This window comes from Hanstruepera marina (assembly GCF_019880635.1).
In the GTDB taxonomy this organism is placed as follows: domain Bacteria; phylum Bacteroidota; class Bacteroidia; order Flavobacteriales; family Flavobacteriaceae; genus Hanstruepera; species Hanstruepera marina.
Genome location: NZ_JAINVX010000004.1, coordinates 164,853 through 182,434 on the forward strand (window position 1 = coordinate 164,853; position 17,582 = coordinate 182,434).

Sequence of the window (17,582 nt, forward strand, 5' to 3'; positions counted from 1 at the left end):
TTTAGGTATAGTTTTTGTTTGTATTGCAGCATATAGCTATAATAATAAGGGGTTGAAAAATTTAGTATTAACATATTGTTTAATAATATTTAGCGGTTTATTTGCTTTACATGCTCAAATAACTGACTCTAATAATTCGTCATTATCTATACCTGCAGAATCCAATTCTAAAGGAGAAAATAATTCCACTTCTTTTGATATCAATCCAATTTATAATTCTGGATTAACAAAGCCTAAATCCAATACCGTAAATGGTATGTCTGTCCCCAATTCATCATCAAATTCCAATAGTGAGTTTTCCATGTTTGAAAAGGAAGAGTATGGTGATCCTGGTGAAATCTATGAAAGGAGAATGGCTAAAGTTTCTAAAGAATTAGAAAAAAGACCAGATGAAAGTGTAAGTGGAAAAACGACTGATCAGTATTTGGGAGACTTTAAAACCAAATCAAGATCTGTAACTGTGGCTTATAGGGATTATGGAGGAGTTGATGGAGACCGTATTCGAGTTTTTGTTGAAGGTGATGTTGTTAAATCGAATGTGTTACTGGGTGGAACGTTTAGTTCATTTAAATTGGATTTAGTTACGGGTTTTAATAAAATAGATTTCAAAGCCTTAAATCAGGGCGAGGTCGGTCCAAATACCGCAGAATTATTAGTACTTGATGAAGACGGCAATATATTGGCTTCAGAATATTGGGCTTTGGCAACAGGTGTAAAGGCAACAATTATTTTAGTTAAAGAATAATATCCAATTCTTTTACTGCTCCAGCTTCTAGATTTTGTAGCATTATTGTACCTATTCGTACTCTAACTAATCTTAAGGTTGGAAAACCAACGGCCGATGTCATTTTTCTAACCTGTCTAAATTTCCCTTCCCTTAGTGTTATACGTATCCAAGTAGTTGGACCATGTCTGGCATCGCGTATTTTTTTCATGCGTTCAGGTAGGTCAGGAACTGTCTCTAGTTTATTTACATTACAAGGCTTGGTTACATACTTTTTACCATCAAAACCAATTTCAACACCTTTTCGCAAGTCATTGATGGCCGTATCTGTAATGGCACCATCAACTAGCGCATAGTATTCCTTTTCATATGCACCACTGGTAATTTTGGTACTAACCTTTCCATTTGTAGTTAGTAACAACAAACCCTCTGATTTTTCGTCTAATCGACCAATAGCCATGGTTCCTTTAGGAAAATCAAACAATTCTCCCAATAATTTTTTCTTACGTTTTTGTTTCCCATTAATTACAAACTGACTGATGTAACCATAGGGTTTGTAAAGCATAAAATGTCTATGGTTTTGATTGTGAATGGTTTCCATAAAATAAATAATAATTCCTGCTTGACAAAATTAAGTTTTAAACGACAACTGTTGAAAAAGTCTACATTTTAATTGAAAAATATGCTACAAAAACTTACAAAAGAACTTATTTTTGCACATCGGAAAAATTTATGAGTCAGCATATTTCAACATTAGAGTTAGAAGATAGAAAGGTAGGGAAGGACCTCTATAGTTATCAAAAAGGAGCCATTAACAAGATATTCAAGAGTTTTGAAGAAGCTCCTGAAGACTATCATTTACTATACCAGCTACCAACTGGTGGTGGTAAAACTGTTATTTTCTCCGAAATCGTACGCCAATATTTAAAACATCATAAAAAGAAGGTTTTGGTAATGACACACCGTATTGAGTTGTGTCGTCAAACCTCTGGTATGTTAACCGAGTTTGGTGTGGAAAATAAAGTGGTTAATAGTAAGGCCAATCTGGACGATCAAGATCAGTATAGCTGTTTTGTGGCTATGGTTGAGACACTAAATAACCGATTGAACGAAGACAAACTGGATATTTCAGATATTGGTTTGGTAATTATTGATGAGGCACATTACAATTCATTTACCAAACTATTTAAGTTTTTCGAAAAGTCATTTATTCTTGGTGTAACGGCAACACCTTTAAGTTCAAACATTAAATTACCAATGAAGGATAATTATGATGAACTTATTGTAGGCGAAAGTATAGAGTCTTTAATAAAAAACAGATTCTTGGCTAAAGCAGATATATACTCATATAACGTGGGCTTAACCTCATTGGTGGTTGGTGCCAATGGTGACTATACCGTAAAGTCATCTGAAGATTTATATACCAATACCGATATGCTTTCCAAGCTTATCATAGCCTATGAAGAGCGTTCAAAAGGAAAAAAGACACTAATATTCAATAATGGTATTAATACATCCTTACATGTTTACGATGCCTTTAGGCGTGCAGGATATCCAATTGCACATTTAGATAATACCAATTCAAAAAAAGAGCGAAAAAAAATATTAAAATGGTTTAAAGAAACTCCAGATGCCATTTTAACTTCTGTAAGTATTTTAACAACAGGGTTTGATGAACCTACAGTTGAATCTATTATCCTTAATCGTGCCACCAAATCGTTAACACTCTATTATCAAATGATTGGTAGAGGTTCACGTATTCTAAAAAACAAAGACCGTTTTTCGGTCATAGATTTAGGAAATAATTTACACCGGTTTGGACCTTGGGGAGCAGATTTAGATTGGCACCGTATTTTTAGAACACCAAACTTCTATCTGGATGGTATTTTAAGCGACGAAGAGATTGAAGAAAATTTCCGTTATGTTATGCCAGATGAACTACGTCAATCGTTTGCAAATTCGGAAGATGTGTATTTTGATATAAAGAAGACGTATATTGATGCCGTGAGAGCAGGTGAGTCCTCCAAAGTTGTATTGGAACGTTCTATAGCTCATCACGCCAAAATATGTATTGAAAATAGCGAAGATGTCTATGACGCTCTAGACCTTGCCAAGCAATTAGGAGAAGATATCGATTATCGTATTCAACGCTACACCAAATGCATCAGTAAGAGTACATTTAATTTTGTAGAGTGGTTAAAAGACGATTACCGCAAAAAACTACGTGCTTATTTACGCACTAATTTTGATGACGTGTTTTTGGAAATTCATGGCAGGCCTGCAGAGTAAAATTCCATTTTATGTTGTAAATTTAGGGTATGAACAAACAACTTATCCTAAACGAACGTCCCAAAGGGATGCCAGACAGCAACACATGGAAATTGCAAGAGTCACCAATTCCAGATATTAAAGAAGGTGAACTTCTTATACAAAACCACTACATTTCTTTAGACCCTGCCATGCGTGGCTGGATAAATGATTCTAAATCATATATAGAACCTGTTCAGTTGGGTGATGTCATGCGTGCTGGAGCCATTGGTAAGGTAATACAATCTAAAAATTCACATTTTAAAGTAGGGCAGACTGTAACAGGTTGGTCAGGTGTGCAGCAATATACCGTTTCAAATGGAGAGGGTATATATTCAGTTGATGATAGCCAGTTGCCTATGCAAAAGTTCTTAGGCATATTGGGAATGCCAGGTATGACGGCCTATTTCGGTATTTTAGAAGTTGGAAAAATACGGGAAGGCGATATTGTGGTCGTTTCGGGAGCAGCAGGAGCAGTAGGTAGCGTTGTAGGGCAGATTGCAAAAATTAAAGGCTGCTACGTAGTAGGTATAGCAGGAGGGAAGAAAAAATGCGATTATATTGTTAACGAATTAGGCTTTGATACTGCTATTGATTATAAGTCCCAAAACATATTCGAGGCCATTAAAGAAGCCTGCCCAAAAGGGTTGGATGTCTATTTTGATAACGTTGGTGGTGAAATTCTTGAAGCAGCATTATCTAGACTTAAAAAACATGCACGAATTGTAATTTGTGGCGCTATTTCGCAATACAATACTATTGATGACATGAAAGGACCTCGAAATTATATGTCGCTATTGGTCAATCGAGCAACCATGCAAGGTATGGTGGTTATGGATTACGCTGAAAAGTACCCTATGGCTATGCGAGATATGGCAGGTTGGATCATACAAGGTAAACTAAAGAGTAACGAGAGTGTTTATGATGGTATTGAAAATTTTCAAGAAACTTTTAAACGCTTATTTACTGGAGAAAAATTAGGTAAACTACTCTTAAAGGTTATTGAAAAATGATAATTTTAAACTAACTTGTACACAATAAAAATAAGAATAAAACTAAATTCATGAAAACCATACTACTCCCAACTGATTTTTCAGAGAACTCATGGAGAGCAATACAATATGCCTTACAGTTGTTTAAAAGTAATGACTGTAAATTTTACATTATGCATGTATTTGAACCACAAGCCTCTGCACCTTCAACAGGTATAACATCTAAACGGGCTTATCAGGCTATTCATGATTCTAGAGCCAAATCATCACAAGAAGGTTTAGATAAGATTTTACAGCAAGTTCAAGACTACTCCAATAATCCAAAGCATACATTCGAAACCAAGTTGGCATACGGTTCGCTTACAAATTCTGTTCAAGGGTTTGCTGACAATAATGATATAGATCTAGTTGTGGTAGGGAACAAAGGGGCAAGTGCCATACAAAAAGCCACTTTTGGAAGTAATGCAGCACAGTTAATCCTAAAATTAACATGTCCAATCATTGCGGTTCCAGAATCAGCTACCACCAACATTAATGAAATTGGCTTTGCCACTGATTATTCCATTGATGATTACGGTGAAGGGCTAAACCTTCTTAGAGAAATAACCTTGTCTAATAAGGCAAGGCTTGCCGTAGTAAATGTTGTTAATAATTCTGAATATATAACAGATTTAAATGCAAAACGCGAAATGTTGGAGCAGGTTTTAAAACCATTAACATTAGAATATTACACATTGACTGATGTACCTGTAGAACAAGGGATCCATGTATTTACTGAGAGTAGAAAGCTAGATATGTTGGTACTCATCACCAAAAAAAGAAGCTTTTTCGAAAAGCTAACAACCAGGAGCCATAGTAAGGCTATTAGCCACAATTTGGATGTGCCATTGATAGTGTTTGATCAACGATCATTTTAGTAACATAAAATAGCAACAAAAAACGCTCCAACAATATCAGTTGGAGCGTTTTTTTGAGGGACTAATTAAAATAATATATAATATTGTATTACTGGTTATTGCTTTCCATCAAGGCAAAAAACTTATTGATGTTTGGCAATATAATTATTCTTGTACGTCTGTTTCTAGAACGGTTTTCTTTGGTATCGTTATCAACCAAAGGCTGGTAAAAACTTCTACCGGCTGCAATCAACTTTTCTGGAGCTACACCAAAATCCTCTTGTAACTTTTTAACTACAGATGTCGCACGAAGTACACTTAAATCCCAGTTATCTTTTACAGCAGCGCCTGGAACCATAGTTTTATTATCTGTATGACCTTCAACCATAACTTCAAGGCTTTCTTCTGAATTGATAACATCTGCCAATTTCTGTAAGATACCATTAGCTTTATTGCTCACTCGGTAGCTTCCAGAATTAAATAACATTTTATCAGATATGGAGATCATAACTACAGTTTCATCAATATTGATGGCAATGTCTTCATCTTCATTCATATCGCTGGTGTCCATAGACTTACGCAAGTTATACCCAACAGCCAAGTTCATGGAATCCTTTAAGGTTTTAGCTTCAGCTAAAGCAGCAGGATCAACATGTTTAAGTGTTTCATTCATTTGCTCACGCACATCGTTAGAAATAACTAAATCGTCACCAACGGTTACGAGTTTTGCATCATTTTCTTCAGAAAGGGAATTAATTTTAGAATTGTAAGTGTCAATTCTAGCTTGTATTTCAGCAAACTTGGCCTCTAAATCTTCTTTTTCAACACGTGTTTTGGTTAATTCGCTTTTTATTTCACCATTTTCCTGTTGTAGTGCAACATACTTCTTTTTTGACACACAGGACATTACAAAAAGACTTGATAGTACAAGGATTGAAATTTTTTTCATAATTGTTATTAGTTTTTATTAAGGTTATATCTCTATCTACGTCCAAAAGCACATATTAGACGTTGAAAAGCCTTTTTTATATTTTTTTTAACAATTATATGAGGTCACAATAAGTTTACATATATTTATAAACCTTTACATCTTTCAAATCATGAAAAAAGTAGAAGTAACCGTTACCATCAAATCCAAGCCAGAAACCATAATAGCAGCTTTTATTGATCCTGATATGCTAAAAGCCTGGTGGAAAGTCGATCGTACTTTTATTAACACCGAAGTAGGAGGTGTGTACGCCATTACTTGGCAGACTACTGCAAACGGATTTAAATATGTTACGCTTGGTAATATTAGACGGTATCAACCGAATAGGGAATTGGTCATTAACAACCTTACGTACTTTAATCCCGAAAAAGAAATCATGGGAGAAATGACCCTGACCATAATAGCCAAACAAAACGGTGAAAGTGCCGTATTATATTTATGCCAAGAAGGCTATCAAACCAGTGACGATTGGGATTGGTACTATAATGCCGTAAAAGAAGCTTGGCCTTTGGTAGTTCAAGATTTAAAGCAGTATTTAGAAAACCTATAGGCAATTAGGCACTCTGCAATTTTTGTCTATGAAGCACAGTATCTTTTATATGTAAAAGGCTATTTACTACCGCAATCAATTCAAACTTTAAAAAATTCTTATTCTTTTTACTAAAATGGCTAATTAAATGGGTGTAGAGAATGCGTTTCCCTTTCTTAATGGTAACATAGTATGTGTCCTTTTCGGCATCAAGTACTACAGAACATTTGTAATTACTTTCAACTAAAAACCAATACGATAAACTGTTAATTTGATTAAAGAGAGATAAATTCGCTTCCATAATACATAAGTTTTATAGGTTTGGGACCCTGTTATAAATTAAATATACAAATGGAAATAAAGTGATTTCTAAAATGTTTGTTATAACACCGTTTTTTTCGTTGTAAAACAGTTCGTTACCGTTTATCGATGATTTTCTTAACTGTAAAATATAATCTTACTATCAATAGTTGCAAAAGCCAAATAGAGCATAGGGTGTAAATATCCAATCAGACTTTTATAAATATAATTTATAGCCCTATAAGCTACTGTAATACAGTTGTTTATAGTGTTAAAAAATAGTAAAAAACTTGTGAATACGGATTATGATTTGTATTTTAAATAGAAAACATAACAACTATGAAAACAATATTAATAACACTTGTAACATTTTTTACGATCCAAACATTTGGTCAAGAGCGTTTGAGTAGATTTACTGAACGAACCATTGATAGTGAAGCCAAAGCTTTAGCTACAGAATACAATAAGGAACTGTCCCTGAATGACGATCAAATAAGAATATTTGAAATTAAAATTGATAAATTCTTAAAAAGGAGAAAACAACTTGAAAGTAATTTAGTTGGGCGCGAATTACTAACAGCCTTATATCATGTAAGAATGAAGGAAATAAATGAAATGTCTACCATTTTAACTTATAATCAACTTAAAACATATGATAAGGTCAAACAAGAATTACAGCCATTACAAATAAATAATAGGGTTTTAAGTACGCTGTAAATTTCAAAGCGTCAGACTATCTATTGCTTTAATGTAACGCGTTTACCTTGTCGTAAAACTTCAAGTGTTAATTTTACATTATCATTTAAACTTTGCGCTAATTGTGCTAATTGTTCAAGGGTTTTTTCATCTGTGTTAAATGTTATTCCGTTTATCGAAAGAATAACATCACCACCTAAGATTAGTTTTTTATTCCCCAATAGCCCTTCAACAGTACCACCTTGTACACCCATTTTACCAAAAATGGATTCTTCAACAACGCGCTGTACTAGAATGCCACTGCTTTGTGGCACATTAAGGAGCATAGCTTCTTGAGGCGTAAGCGTGTGCATGTCTGCACCTACCCAAGGTAAATTATCATTTAATAATAGGCGAGCGGCCAAATTTGAGCTTGTGGCATAACCTATTCCATCTGAACCACCGGATTGTGTGATAATTTGACTAACAATACCCACAACTTCACCTTTTAGGTTAAACATGGGACCGCCAGAATTCCCTTGATTTATTGCTGCATCGGTCTGAATAAAGTCGGTAGTGGTAAACGGATTGCTCATACCTGCGTTACTGCGTCTAAAACTGCTAACATACCCTGAAGATAATGACGCATCAAGTCCAAAAGGTGCGCCAATAACAAAAATGCGTTCTCCAATTTTTAAAGCATCAGAATCTCCAAAGCTTACTGTAACAGGGTTTATTCGCGGCCTAAACAATTTAATTAAAGCAATATCTGCACTTTTATAAAAAGAAACCACTTTGGCAGGAATAACATCGCCATCAGGAAATAAAACCTTAATGTCTTCGGGTACGGTAACCACATGTGCAGCCGTAACAATAAGCCTATCAGATATCATAAAACCAGAACCTAATCCATTTTGACTCACTTTATGGGAAATATGATTGGAGTCTGGAACTATTTGCTGTTCAGAGGTGTATATTACTACCACCGCTGGACTAACCTTATTGTAGATTTCCGAAAGGTCTTGAGCAGCAAGAGTTGTCGTAAAAAGGCCTAGAAAAAAGAAGAACAATAATCGCATAATAATTGGTATGTATTAAAAGGCTAATGTAAACATTTATAAGGATAACAGGTATTGAAATTACCACCAAACCACAAATAAACGTTCCAATTCACCATCAGGATGGCGTATCCAAATCAATGGTGATCGTTGTGCATCCAGCAAGTCCCGTAATTCCTGTTGAAACAGGGCATAGGGCATCCAGCTGACTGTATTGTGAGCCATAACCAACCAATCTAGCTTACTGGGTATATAAAAACTACAGTCGGTATAGGCTGATAAATCAGGTAAACGCACATAGGTTCCTAAAACGGCTTTGGCATTCAGTTGCTCTAAAGGTATGGCAGTCGCGGAAGCTCTGGGCACAAACAGTTGGGCTAGAAACAACACTTGCTGCTGTATGGAAGCCGGATTCAATCTATGACCTTCTAAATACGGTTGTGTTTCTGGAGCATATAACAAGGGTAGTTGCTTGTTCCGTAATTTATCTAGCTTATAAATCAGACTATCTTTTCGGTTAGGGCCAATCCAATGATCCAGTTCGGTGGTACCAACTAGCGGATCGCACAAATAGAACTTATAAATGATCTCTAAATGAACGGGTTGTTTATTCACCAGAAGCAAAGCATCCAGTTCACCCAAGGTTTGCTTATTCTGTTGTATCTGCAAATTAGTTTCCAGAATCTGGATGTGCGATTGCTGTGCCAAACTCTGAAACACAAAATATTCTACACGGTTGCCCAAACGATTGGGCGCATCTTGAGGATGCAATGGCACCGAATTATCTAAAGCCACATGACCAAATTGCTGTAAGTTGGTATCTAACTGGCCAAACCATAACGGTTGCGTTTGAATAAAACCCTGATATTGCAATTGCAATTGTTGTTGCTGTGAGGTGAGCGTATCCATAGAATGGATTAAAGATACCATTTCTAGATGATTCTCATGAATGTTATATAACCATGGAATAGGTGTGTTCTGAAAAAACTATTTTACATACTATCAAGTAGCGAACATCCAGTGGATTTTTGATGGCTAGATACAAAAAGGGGAAGTAAACACTTCTATTAAGAAATAGTCTATTTTACATAATATAAATTATAGTACATTTATAACAAGCTGTATTTATCATAATTCCAGATATCTTTAGAGTTATATCAATAAGGAATTTGTTTTAACGTGTTTATGAATGACATCATTATTAAATACCCAAAACACCTTTTTTTCCTTCTTGACCAAAATACCACTTGCGATAAGCTTATCTAAAATTTCGTTTTTTATCGTACGTTGCTTACTTCCTAATTTTTGTAACAAATATTTAAGTGAATGTTCTTTTTTTGAGTTTCTTATAACGTCTAAATATTTGTTCAGTAACGGGTAATTAATCCTGCTCCTAGTATTAACAACAACTTTTTTGTCTACTATTTTAATTTGCTCTTGTAATGAAAGTTCTAATAATATAGCACCAGCCATTCCATAAGTTAAAGCAAATGGTTGAGCGGTAAAAGTTCCTTTGCCATCATCTAATGCCAATAGCAGCAATTTATCTGCCAAGTTTAAGTCTGTCATAAAAATACGTTTATACCTATATCGTAGATAATAACATAAAAATGTTACATACTATTAAAATCCTCTTATTTATTGATAAAAAAACCGCGTTCATTGATTTTTTTTTATTGAACAACCACTACTCTATAATATTGTAGTGTCAATAAAAAAGATATGATACATATAAGCAATTTAAGTTATCGATATTCCAAGAAGGTGGAAATCTTAAATGATCTTAATCTTGAATTTCAACCTGGGAAAATTTATGGTTTATTGGGGAAAAATGGCGCTGGGAAATCTACTTTAATTAAGAATATTACTGGCATGCTTTTTCCTACGAGTGGAACCTGCCAAATCTTTGAAGAAACGCCTAAAAATCGTAGCGTTAACTTTTTAAAAAATTTATTCTTTGTTCCCGAAGAATACTACTTACCAAACTTGTCTATTGTTGAGTTGGTGAATATATACAAAGATTTTTATCCCAATTTTGACACCAATCAGTTTGATGGTTATATCGAACAATTTAAAATTGAAAAACACAAAAGGACTACCGAGTTATCCCTAGGTCAGAAAAAGAAAATCTTAATAGGTTTTGCGCTTTCTGCAAATACCAAAGTGCTCATTATGGATGAGCCCACTAACGGACTTGATATTCCTTCTAAAATCTTGTTTAGAAACATGATTAACGATTCTTTTAATAAAGACAGAATTGTGATCATAACCTCACATCAGGTTAGAGATTTAGATGAGTTAATCCATTCTATCATTATTATGAATGATGGAAAAGTACTTTTAAATGATGATAAAGCGCATATTGCTAAAAACCTAAAATTTCAGTTAACAGACGCCAAGCAAGAATCGACTGATTTAATTTATCAGGAGAAAGTGAGTAACGGTTTTGCGTCTATTAAAGAAAATAAAACGGATACTGCGGGCTATATAGACATTGAGCTTCTGTTTAACGCTGTATTAACCAATTCGAATACCATTAACAACTATTTAAACGCTTAATTATGACTATTTCAACCATTCAATTATTAACAAAAAGGCAGTTTAGAGAGCATTCTAGAATTTACATCATTGGACTTTTAGTATTAGTTGCTCTGCTATTATTTATGTTTCTTATTGTGCATCAATGGAAAGATAGTTTTGCTGGTGCTGTACAAAATGGTGTGTTTGTTATTGGTTTATTTATAGCTGGAGGCGTATTTACAAACTCCATGTTTCAAGAGTTTTCTAATCCGCAAAGTGGTATGTGGTTATTGAGCATTCCGGCAACACATGCAGAAAAGTTGGTCACTAGTTTATTGTTTTCTGTTGTTGTTTTTCTCCTAGCCTATTTTGTTGTGTTCTATGCTGCAGATGTAATGTATTTATTAGTAACAGGGCAGTTGAGTTTAGAAACAATTTTAAATCCGTTTAAAGATGGGTTTTATCAGTTTTTATTTTTATATCTCATCTTTAATGGAATAATTCTTTTAGGGAGTGTCATCTTTAAAAAGCATAGTTTTATTAAAACCTTATTGGCAGGAATTTTACTCCTTGTTGTATTTAACTACGTTAACATGTTTATCCTTCAATTTCTAATACCAGATGCGAACATTGTTTCAGGAACTGCATTCGATAGCTTTTTATTTTCTCATGAAGGAGAACGCGTTAAAGTCTCTTTACTTGGAAATTCTAATTTAATAAGTTCAGTGTTTGTGAGGTTTATATTACCAGTTGCTATCTGGTTTACTGTTTGGTTAAAATTAAAAGAAAAACAAATTTAGTGATGAAAAGAAGCAATGTATTTATCAGCGTATTATGTGCTGTAGTTATAGGTGGAATGTTCATGTCAAATTCGGTTTTAAAACAGGAATTTGAAAAGATAGATTTATCTGATGTGTATAAAAATTATATGTCTATAAATCATGGTGCATACTCTGTACTTGATATTTCTGGCAGCAATGGATATCCAATTCAAATTGTTCAAAAAGACAGTAGTACTATTAAAGTATTACGATCAAGATTAGATCATTTTAAAAAGGAATTAAAAAACGATACATTATTTGTGAAATTTGCGGGATCTAATGTGCCTTTGGAGCAACGCTATAATTCGTCTACTCCTTACGGAATTATCATTGAGAGCAACACGCTATCAACCATTATTAGTACCAATACACACAATCGCGTTTTTAATTTTGAGGATACCGATTTACAGGTTTTCCTAAAAGGGAATTCGTTAATGGAAATGAGCAATTGCAATATCAATACATTGGAAATGGATTTAGAGGATTCGAGTTATATCAATTTCACAACTCAAAACAAAGTAGATTCTTTAGACTTAAAAATGAATCACAAATCTGTGGCTTCTATTCAGCATATTGAGTTTAAGTCCATTCATCATGCTTTAAGTGATAGCATTACCATTGTATTGTCTAAAGATGCATTTAATAAAATTTTAAAGTAACTATCATGCAATCAAAACCGTTAAAAATTGCACTTAACTTATTTACAATACTCTTTATTGTAGTCTTTCCTCATTTAGGATTGATAACATTCTTTCCAATGGCCTATACAATTCCTGTATTATTATTGGTTTGGTTGTGCATAAAAGTAAATAAAGAAACATTTAAAGATATTGGATTTAGCTTTAAAGCGCTAAATATAAAACCTGTTTTAATAGGCATTGTATTAGCTGTATTTATCTTTTTATTTATGAGAGGTATCTTCTTCCCTATTTTAGAATACTTTATTGAATTTAAAGAGGTTGAAGTTGATCTCTACAATGACTTAAGAAATAATGATACAACCTATTATATTAGTATGGTAATTCTTGCCTGGGTTGTTGGTGGCTTCTACGAATCCATTGTGTTTCATGGATTTATGTTTACACAATTAGAACACGTTGTTATTGAAAAATATAAGACACCTATCAGTTTTATTATTACCAGTCTTTTGTTCGGAATTTATCATTACCAATTAGGAACAGCAGACATGATTAATGCGCTTATAATTGGTGCTGGTTATTTGGGACTATTTTTGTTTTATAAAAGAAATCTGTGGTATACTATAATTTGTCATGGTGCATATAACACAATAGCAATGACTTTACTATATTTAGGCTACTTATAAATCTATGGGGTTAGAGGATATACTTAAAAAACGAAACGAATCTAAAACAGTTAGAATAGTTTCTCACATACTATTTTGGTTTGCCTTTGTAACCAGTACATATTTTATTATTCAAAACTCGTTAAGTGTCTATAAAGACACACCTTTAATCTATATCACTCCTATTAGAAATACTATTGGATTGGTCATGGTTTTTTACCCATTAATGTATGTAGTTATCCCAAAATTCTTAAAGAAAAAACGATTGCTGTATTTTATCGTATCGTTTCTCTTTTTAGTGTTTTTGCATGTCTCTTGGGATGCTTTAAGTGAAAAGTTAACCTTTTATTTTTGTGAGAGTTGTACAGCCATGGCTCAAAATTACAATGCTGATTATTTAAGTGTAATTCAAAAAAGTCTAATTGATAATATTTTATTTAAAGGCTCCAACTTTGGATTGTATTTTAATTTACTTTCTGGTCTCGTATTACCAATAGCTATAAAAACCAGTTTAGGGTATTATCAGTTTTACATAAAAACATTGGAATTAGAAAAAGAGAATGTTCAGTTAGAGCTTAACTTTTTAAAGGCACAAGTAAATCCTCATTTCCTATTCAATACATTGAATAATTTATATGGTTTAATCTTACAAAAACGTACTGAAAAATCATCGGAAACGGTTACTAGATTATCAAACTATATGCGTTATTCCTTGGACAATGCACATAAAACGGCTATCAAACTTTCAGAAGAGATTGCTTTAATCAATAATTACATGGCATTAGAAAAATTACGATTAAACCATACTGACATAGCTTTTACAACTGAAATTGATAATCAAAATCAAAGCATTCCACCACTCTTATTTATTCCATTAATCGAAAATGCGTTTAAGTATTCTGTAGATAAAGATGGTGCTGAAATTGTGATTGACTTCAAAGTAAAAGAAAACAACTTAGTATTTACAATTATAAATAGTTTTAATAAAGACAAAGAACCAAATTCTATAGGTGGATTGGGCTTGAGTAACCTTAAAAAACGATTGAATTTATATTTTGCTGATAAATACGATTATCAAGTAAAACTTGATGGTTCAATTTATGAAGCCTGTTTAAAACTCAAATTAGATTAGATGAAAACAGTAAATGTTTTAATTATAGATGATGAACCTCTGGCTAGAGAAATCATTCAAACGCATTTAGAAAAAGTTCCTAATTGGCATGTTGTAGATACCTGCATTAATGCTGAAGAAGCATACGAAGCACTTTTAAACAATGCCATTGACGTTATTTTTTTAGACATACAAATGCCAGTAATTACTGGAGTTGAGTTTTTACAGTCTTTACAAAATCCACCATTAGTCATTTTTACTACTGCTTACAGCGAATATGCTTTAAAAGGTTTTGAACTTAATGTGATTGACTATCTATTAAAACCCATTACTTTTGGGCGTTTTTTACAAGCTACAGAAAAAACAAATGACAAATTAGCTTCTCTTTCAAAAGTACCAGAAACTAAAAATGAACCCACCTACTTTTTCGTAAAGCAAGATGGTAAGCTGTTAAAAATAAACTTTGATGATATACTGTATGTAAAAGCAGAACAAGAATATAGTTTTGTGTTTACTAAAACTGAACGCTTATTAGTTAGTATGCACCTCAAACTATTAGAGAACATTATACCAGAGTATTTGTTTACAAGAGTACACAGGTCTTATATTATAGCACATCAGAATGTAGTTTCTATCTACGGCAATAGAGTTCAAATAGATGAAGAAACGCAAATTCCCATTGGTAACACCTACAAAGACGCTTTATTTAAAAAGCTCAACATCAAGTAATAATCACTTGATATTGAGCATTCAATTTAATTGTTAACTCCCAATTCTCATTGGGAATTTTAATGGTATCTTTTAAAATTAGTTTTTATTAATTGGAATGTTAATATAACTATCTGTATACCATTTAATCTCTAAAGGCTCTCCAGCATCTTGAATGGTTTCATCACTAACATTTTTACCAGTTCCGTAGTTTATTTGCGAAAACGGATGCTTAATCCCATTAATAACAACAACTATGCGACTTCCTTTTTTAATTTTCTTACTAGTCATTCTAAAATTTCTAATGGGTATGGGAGTCTTTTCATTTGGAGTCAGCAAGTGTCTGTTTTCTATATCGTTAGACATACTGGCTCGTGTAGTAAATGGCAGTGTCAAACTAAAGAACTTACCATCTGCGGTTTGTTCATATAGTAACACATTACAATCAAAATCCTTTTTATTGATAGCCACGTTTAAAACACCACGTACTGCTCCTGTAATCTTCGTATCTTCATCAAAGGGTTCTGTAGCAAACGAAAACCCTTGACCAAGCGTTAAAGTTTCTGATACTATACTACGATCACCACTTAAGTTCCATGAGAATTGACTGCGGTCAGACATATCTATCGTTTGCTCTATATAATTGGTGGCATCAGCATTATGAGTTAAACTAAAGTGTTCATCTACACCGAGATTTCCGGTATCATATGTCGATTTAAACACCACTCCAGAACGTTGCTTACTAAAATATACCTGCAATGAGTCCGTAGCCATGTCATCCAGTGATGGTGCATGTTTCCAGGTATTGGTACCCATCATTTGATAATTGATTTTATCCTGTAATAAAGCGGGTTTCTGGGCACCTTTAAATATGTAATCAAACCATTCAAAGATGATATTTTTAATATCTATCTGCGCTACGGGATCAATATCATAACCCAGAATATGCTTTTCAGGAAGTTCTTGCGCCCCAAAATGCGAATAAGGTCCAATCAAAAGATAATGCTCGGCATTAGGATTATATTGATAATGGGATTTCAAATAATGCATCGTCCCAAACTGCCCGCCATCATAATACCCTGTGGTACTTAAGATGGGTATATCAATTTTTGAAAAATCTGCTTGATTATAAAGTGTCATATTTTTCCAATAGGCATCAAAAGTTGGATGCTCCAGTGTCTTATTAAATCCCGGATTGTGTACACCATCTAAACTATCCAATTGTTTATACGCCACACCGTTTTGATACCAATCAACATACAAATCATTCCAGCGCTTGCCATTATAATACGACACGGTATCCAGGGTTTTGTTATTCGTCACATAATGCCACCACGGATAATGAAAGTTAAAATAAACCCCATTTTCCATAGGTTCAGCAATACCTGGAGCCGCAGCAACCGATGGCACAATTGTTTTCAAGGCCGGATGCACAGCTTCCTTCATCGAAGCCCACTGTACAAAACCGGCATAACTACCACCATACATCCCCACTTCAGCACTGCTCCATGCCTGTTCTGATATCCAATCAATAACATCGTACACATCTTGACCTTCATACTCATAAGGCGTTATCTCGTTCGGACTTAAGTACTTCCCTCGCGTATACGACACCACACCTACATAGCCTTTATCAGCTGCTTCATAAGCCCTACTTATGTCCTCTGCTCGAGTATATATGGTATGAAATAGTATGGCTGGCTGTGGTTTTGTTTCCGATTTGCTCCTAACAACTATGGCAGATACTTTCGCACCATCTCTGGTTGTGATTAGCACAGAATCCTGCACCAAATACACTTTACCATCTCTACTTACGATTCTAGGCTCTTGCTGTTCTTCTGGTGTTGAGTTACAGGAAACCAACCCGACTAACAGTAGAACAAATGCGACCTTTAATAATTTAAATGCTGTCATGGTTATGGATTGGTTTTATTTGGAATATTCAATTAACTCTTCGGTATAAGAAAAACCATCTTGCACTTGGGTCATTCTTATAAAGTTCTTGACTTCTGGAGCATACACCCATACTTCATCTGTTTGGGCACTATAGCCTCTTGAATTGGAAACAGTTCCTTTATACTCAATCGTATAAGCCATAAACGTCCCTGCTCCCACGGTTTCTTCTTTATAGGATAACACGACTACGTTCTGACTTTGTTTCCCGGTAGTACCATCTTGACTGGTCCAGTCCTTTTCATAGGTCCATGTTTTACCAACTCCCAAAGGCCATTTATAGCGTGGTGTGTCACTCGTTTCGGGCTTTACAATGTCAGACACCATTACAGTATCCGTCCCTACCGTCATTGCCAATGCGCCATTTAAATCAACAATTCTTCTGGTGTCGGTTCCATCCGATCGTACTTCGCCTGCATCAGTAACACCTTTGTATTTCCACACCCACTTCTCACCTAGCGAATAATCAGCTAATACAGGTTGTTTTGCCACGGTTGATGCCTGATGACTTTTACACGATGCCAAAACCAATAGTGTTAAAGCCACTATGAATGTTACAATGTAATGTTGAATAAAAAAAGGTTTCATAATTCTAGTTTTTAATGATTAATGACACAAAGTAAAGGCCATTAAACGTGGCAAAAAACAAAAAGTACAGGAGCGTAACATAACGCCATTAAACGTCAATAATTGGGGT

The 17,582-nt window shown here is 34.1% G+C and carries 20 protein-coding genes; 12 read left to right on the forward strand and 8 right to left on the reverse strand.

Going from position 1 to position 17,582, the window contains the following annotated elements:
- Nucleotides 1–52: 52 nt before the first annotated feature.
- A complete protein-coding gene (locus K7G76_RS11580; protein ID WP_223034385.1) occupies nucleotides 53–745 on the forward strand; it encodes a hypothetical protein in 693 nt (230 codons plus the stop codon).
- Here K7G76_RS11580 and K7G76_RS11585 read toward each other — a convergent pair.
- Nucleotides 735–1,325: a pseudouridine synthase gene (locus K7G76_RS11585; protein WP_255573006.1), complete on the reverse strand. Its 591-nt coding sequence runs from the start codon at nucleotides 1,323–1,325 to the stop codon at nucleotides 735–737. The two genes, K7G76_RS11580 and K7G76_RS11585, sit on opposite strands and share 11 nt — an antisense overlap.
- A gap of 131 nt (nucleotides 1,326–1,456) precedes the next feature.
- On the opposite strand from K7G76_RS11585, the gene K7G76_RS11590 reads away from it, so the two are divergent.
- From K7G76_RS11590 to K7G76_RS11600, 3 genes are read left to right on the forward strand one after another with little or no spacing between them, the layout of a single operon-like run.
- The gene (locus K7G76_RS11590) at nucleotides 1,457–3,013 is read left to right on the forward strand and encodes a DEAD/DEAH box helicase (protein WP_223034386.1); all 1,557 of its coding nucleotides are present in this window, start codon (nucleotides 1,457–1,459) and stop codon (nucleotides 3,011–3,013) included.
- Nucleotides 3,014–3,042: 29 nt separating this feature from the next.
- Complete coding sequence (locus K7G76_RS11595) at nucleotides 3,043–4,044, forward strand: NADP-dependent oxidoreductase (RefSeq protein ID WP_223034387.1); 1,002 nt, start codon at nucleotides 3,043–3,045, stop codon at nucleotides 4,042–4,044.
- Nucleotides 4,045–4,094: 50 nt separating this feature from the next.
- Complete coding sequence (locus K7G76_RS11600; RefSeq protein ID WP_223034388.1) at nucleotides 4,095–4,940, forward strand: universal stress protein; 846 nt, start codon at nucleotides 4,095–4,097, stop codon at nucleotides 4,938–4,940.
- 88 nt (nucleotides 4,941–5,028) lie between these two features.
- On the opposite strand, the gene K7G76_RS11605 is transcribed toward K7G76_RS11600, so the two are convergent.
- Nucleotides 5,029–5,868, reverse strand: a complete 840-nt coding sequence (locus tag K7G76_RS11605) for an OmpA/MotB family protein (protein WP_223034389.1) — start codon at nucleotides 5,866–5,868, stop codon at nucleotides 5,029–5,031.
- Between the two features lie 151 nt (nucleotides 5,869–6,019).
- On the opposite strand from K7G76_RS11605, the gene K7G76_RS11610 reads away from it, so the two are divergent.
- Entirely contained in the window at nucleotides 6,020–6,457 is a 438-nt protein-coding gene (locus K7G76_RS11610) for an SRPBCC family protein (protein ID WP_223034390.1), read from the forward strand.
- 4 nt (nucleotides 6,458–6,461) lie between these two features.
- Here the strand turns inward: K7G76_RS11610 and K7G76_RS11615 are convergent, their stop codons facing one another.
- Nucleotides 6,462–6,737, reverse strand: coding sequence for a hypothetical protein (locus tag K7G76_RS11615; RefSeq protein WP_223034391.1), 276 nt, complete (start codon nucleotides 6,735–6,737; stop codon nucleotides 6,462–6,464).
- A 338-nt stretch (nucleotides 6,738–7,075) separates the two neighbouring features.
- Here K7G76_RS11615 and K7G76_RS11620 point away from each other — a divergent pair, with 338 nt between their 5' ends.
- Nucleotides 7,076–7,453: a hypothetical protein gene (locus K7G76_RS11620; protein ID WP_223034392.1), complete on the forward strand. Its 378-nt coding sequence runs from the start codon at nucleotides 7,076–7,078 to the stop codon at nucleotides 7,451–7,453.
- A 20-nt stretch (nucleotides 7,454–7,473) separates the two neighbouring features.
- On the opposite strand, the gene K7G76_RS11625 is transcribed toward K7G76_RS11620, so the two are convergent.
- From K7G76_RS11625 to K7G76_RS11635, 3 genes are all read right to left on the reverse strand, one after another.
- Entirely contained in the window at nucleotides 7,474–8,490 is a 1,017-nt protein-coding gene (locus K7G76_RS11625) for a S1C family serine protease (RefSeq protein ID WP_223034393.1), read from the reverse strand.
- 60 nt (nucleotides 8,491–8,550) lie between these two features.
- Nucleotides 8,551–9,399 (reverse strand): DUF1853 family protein, encoded by an 849-nt coding sequence (locus K7G76_RS11630; RefSeq protein ID WP_223034394.1) that lies wholly within the window; start codon nucleotides 9,397–9,399, stop codon nucleotides 8,551–8,553.
- Between the two features lie 222 nt (nucleotides 9,400–9,621).
- Nucleotides 9,622–10,038 carry a GOLPH3/VPS74 family protein gene (locus K7G76_RS11635; protein WP_223034395.1) on the reverse strand — a complete coding sequence of 139 codons (417 nt, stop codon included), beginning with the start codon at nucleotides 10,036–10,038 and terminating at the stop codon, nucleotides 9,622–9,624.
- A gap of 153 nt (nucleotides 10,039–10,191) precedes the next feature.
- Between K7G76_RS11635 and K7G76_RS11640 the strand changes: the two genes are divergently transcribed.
- The 6 genes from K7G76_RS11640 to K7G76_RS11665 are packed head-to-tail and all read left to right on the forward strand — an operon-like array spanning nucleotide 10,192 to nucleotide 14,953.
- Complete coding sequence (locus K7G76_RS11640) at nucleotides 10,192–11,028, forward strand: ABC transporter ATP-binding protein (RefSeq protein WP_223034396.1); 837 nt, start codon at nucleotides 10,192–10,194, stop codon at nucleotides 11,026–11,028.
- A gap of 2 nt (nucleotides 11,029–11,030) precedes the next feature.
- Nucleotides 11,031–11,789 (forward strand): hypothetical protein, encoded by a 759-nt coding sequence (locus K7G76_RS11645; RefSeq protein WP_223034397.1) that lies wholly within the window; start codon nucleotides 11,031–11,033, stop codon nucleotides 11,787–11,789.
- Nucleotides 11,790–11,791: 2 nt separating this feature from the next.
- Nucleotides 11,792–12,469, forward strand: a complete 678-nt coding sequence (locus K7G76_RS11650) for a hypothetical protein (protein ID WP_223034398.1) — start codon at nucleotides 11,792–11,794, stop codon at nucleotides 12,467–12,469.
- A 5-nt stretch (nucleotides 12,470–12,474) separates the two neighbouring features.
- Nucleotides 12,475–13,134, forward strand: coding sequence for a CPBP family intramembrane glutamic endopeptidase (locus tag K7G76_RS11655; RefSeq protein WP_223034399.1), 660 nt, complete (start codon nucleotides 12,475–12,477; stop codon nucleotides 13,132–13,134).
- A gap of 4 nt (nucleotides 13,135–13,138) precedes the next feature.
- A complete protein-coding gene (locus tag K7G76_RS11660; RefSeq protein ID WP_223034400.1) occupies nucleotides 13,139–14,245 on the forward strand; it encodes a sensor histidine kinase in 1,107 nt (368 codons plus the stop codon).
- Entirely contained in the window at nucleotides 14,246–14,953 is a 708-nt protein-coding gene (locus K7G76_RS11665; RefSeq protein WP_223034401.1) for a LytR/AlgR family response regulator transcription factor, read from the forward strand.
- Between the two features lie 78 nt (nucleotides 14,954–15,031).
- Here K7G76_RS11665 and K7G76_RS11670 read toward each other — a convergent pair whose 3' ends face one another.
- Both K7G76_RS11670 and K7G76_RS11675 read right to left on the reverse strand, forming a co-directional pair.
- Nucleotides 15,032–16,846 carry a CocE/NonD family hydrolase gene (locus tag K7G76_RS11670; RefSeq protein ID WP_223034402.1) on the reverse strand — a complete coding sequence of 605 codons (1,815 nt, stop codon included), beginning with the start codon at nucleotides 16,844–16,846 and terminating at the stop codon, nucleotides 15,032–15,034.
- 15 nt (nucleotides 16,847–16,861) lie between these two features.
- Entirely contained in the window at nucleotides 16,862–17,473 is a 612-nt protein-coding gene (locus tag K7G76_RS11675; RefSeq protein WP_223034403.1) for a hypothetical protein, read from the reverse strand.
- Nucleotides 17,474–17,582 lie beyond the last annotated feature (109 nt).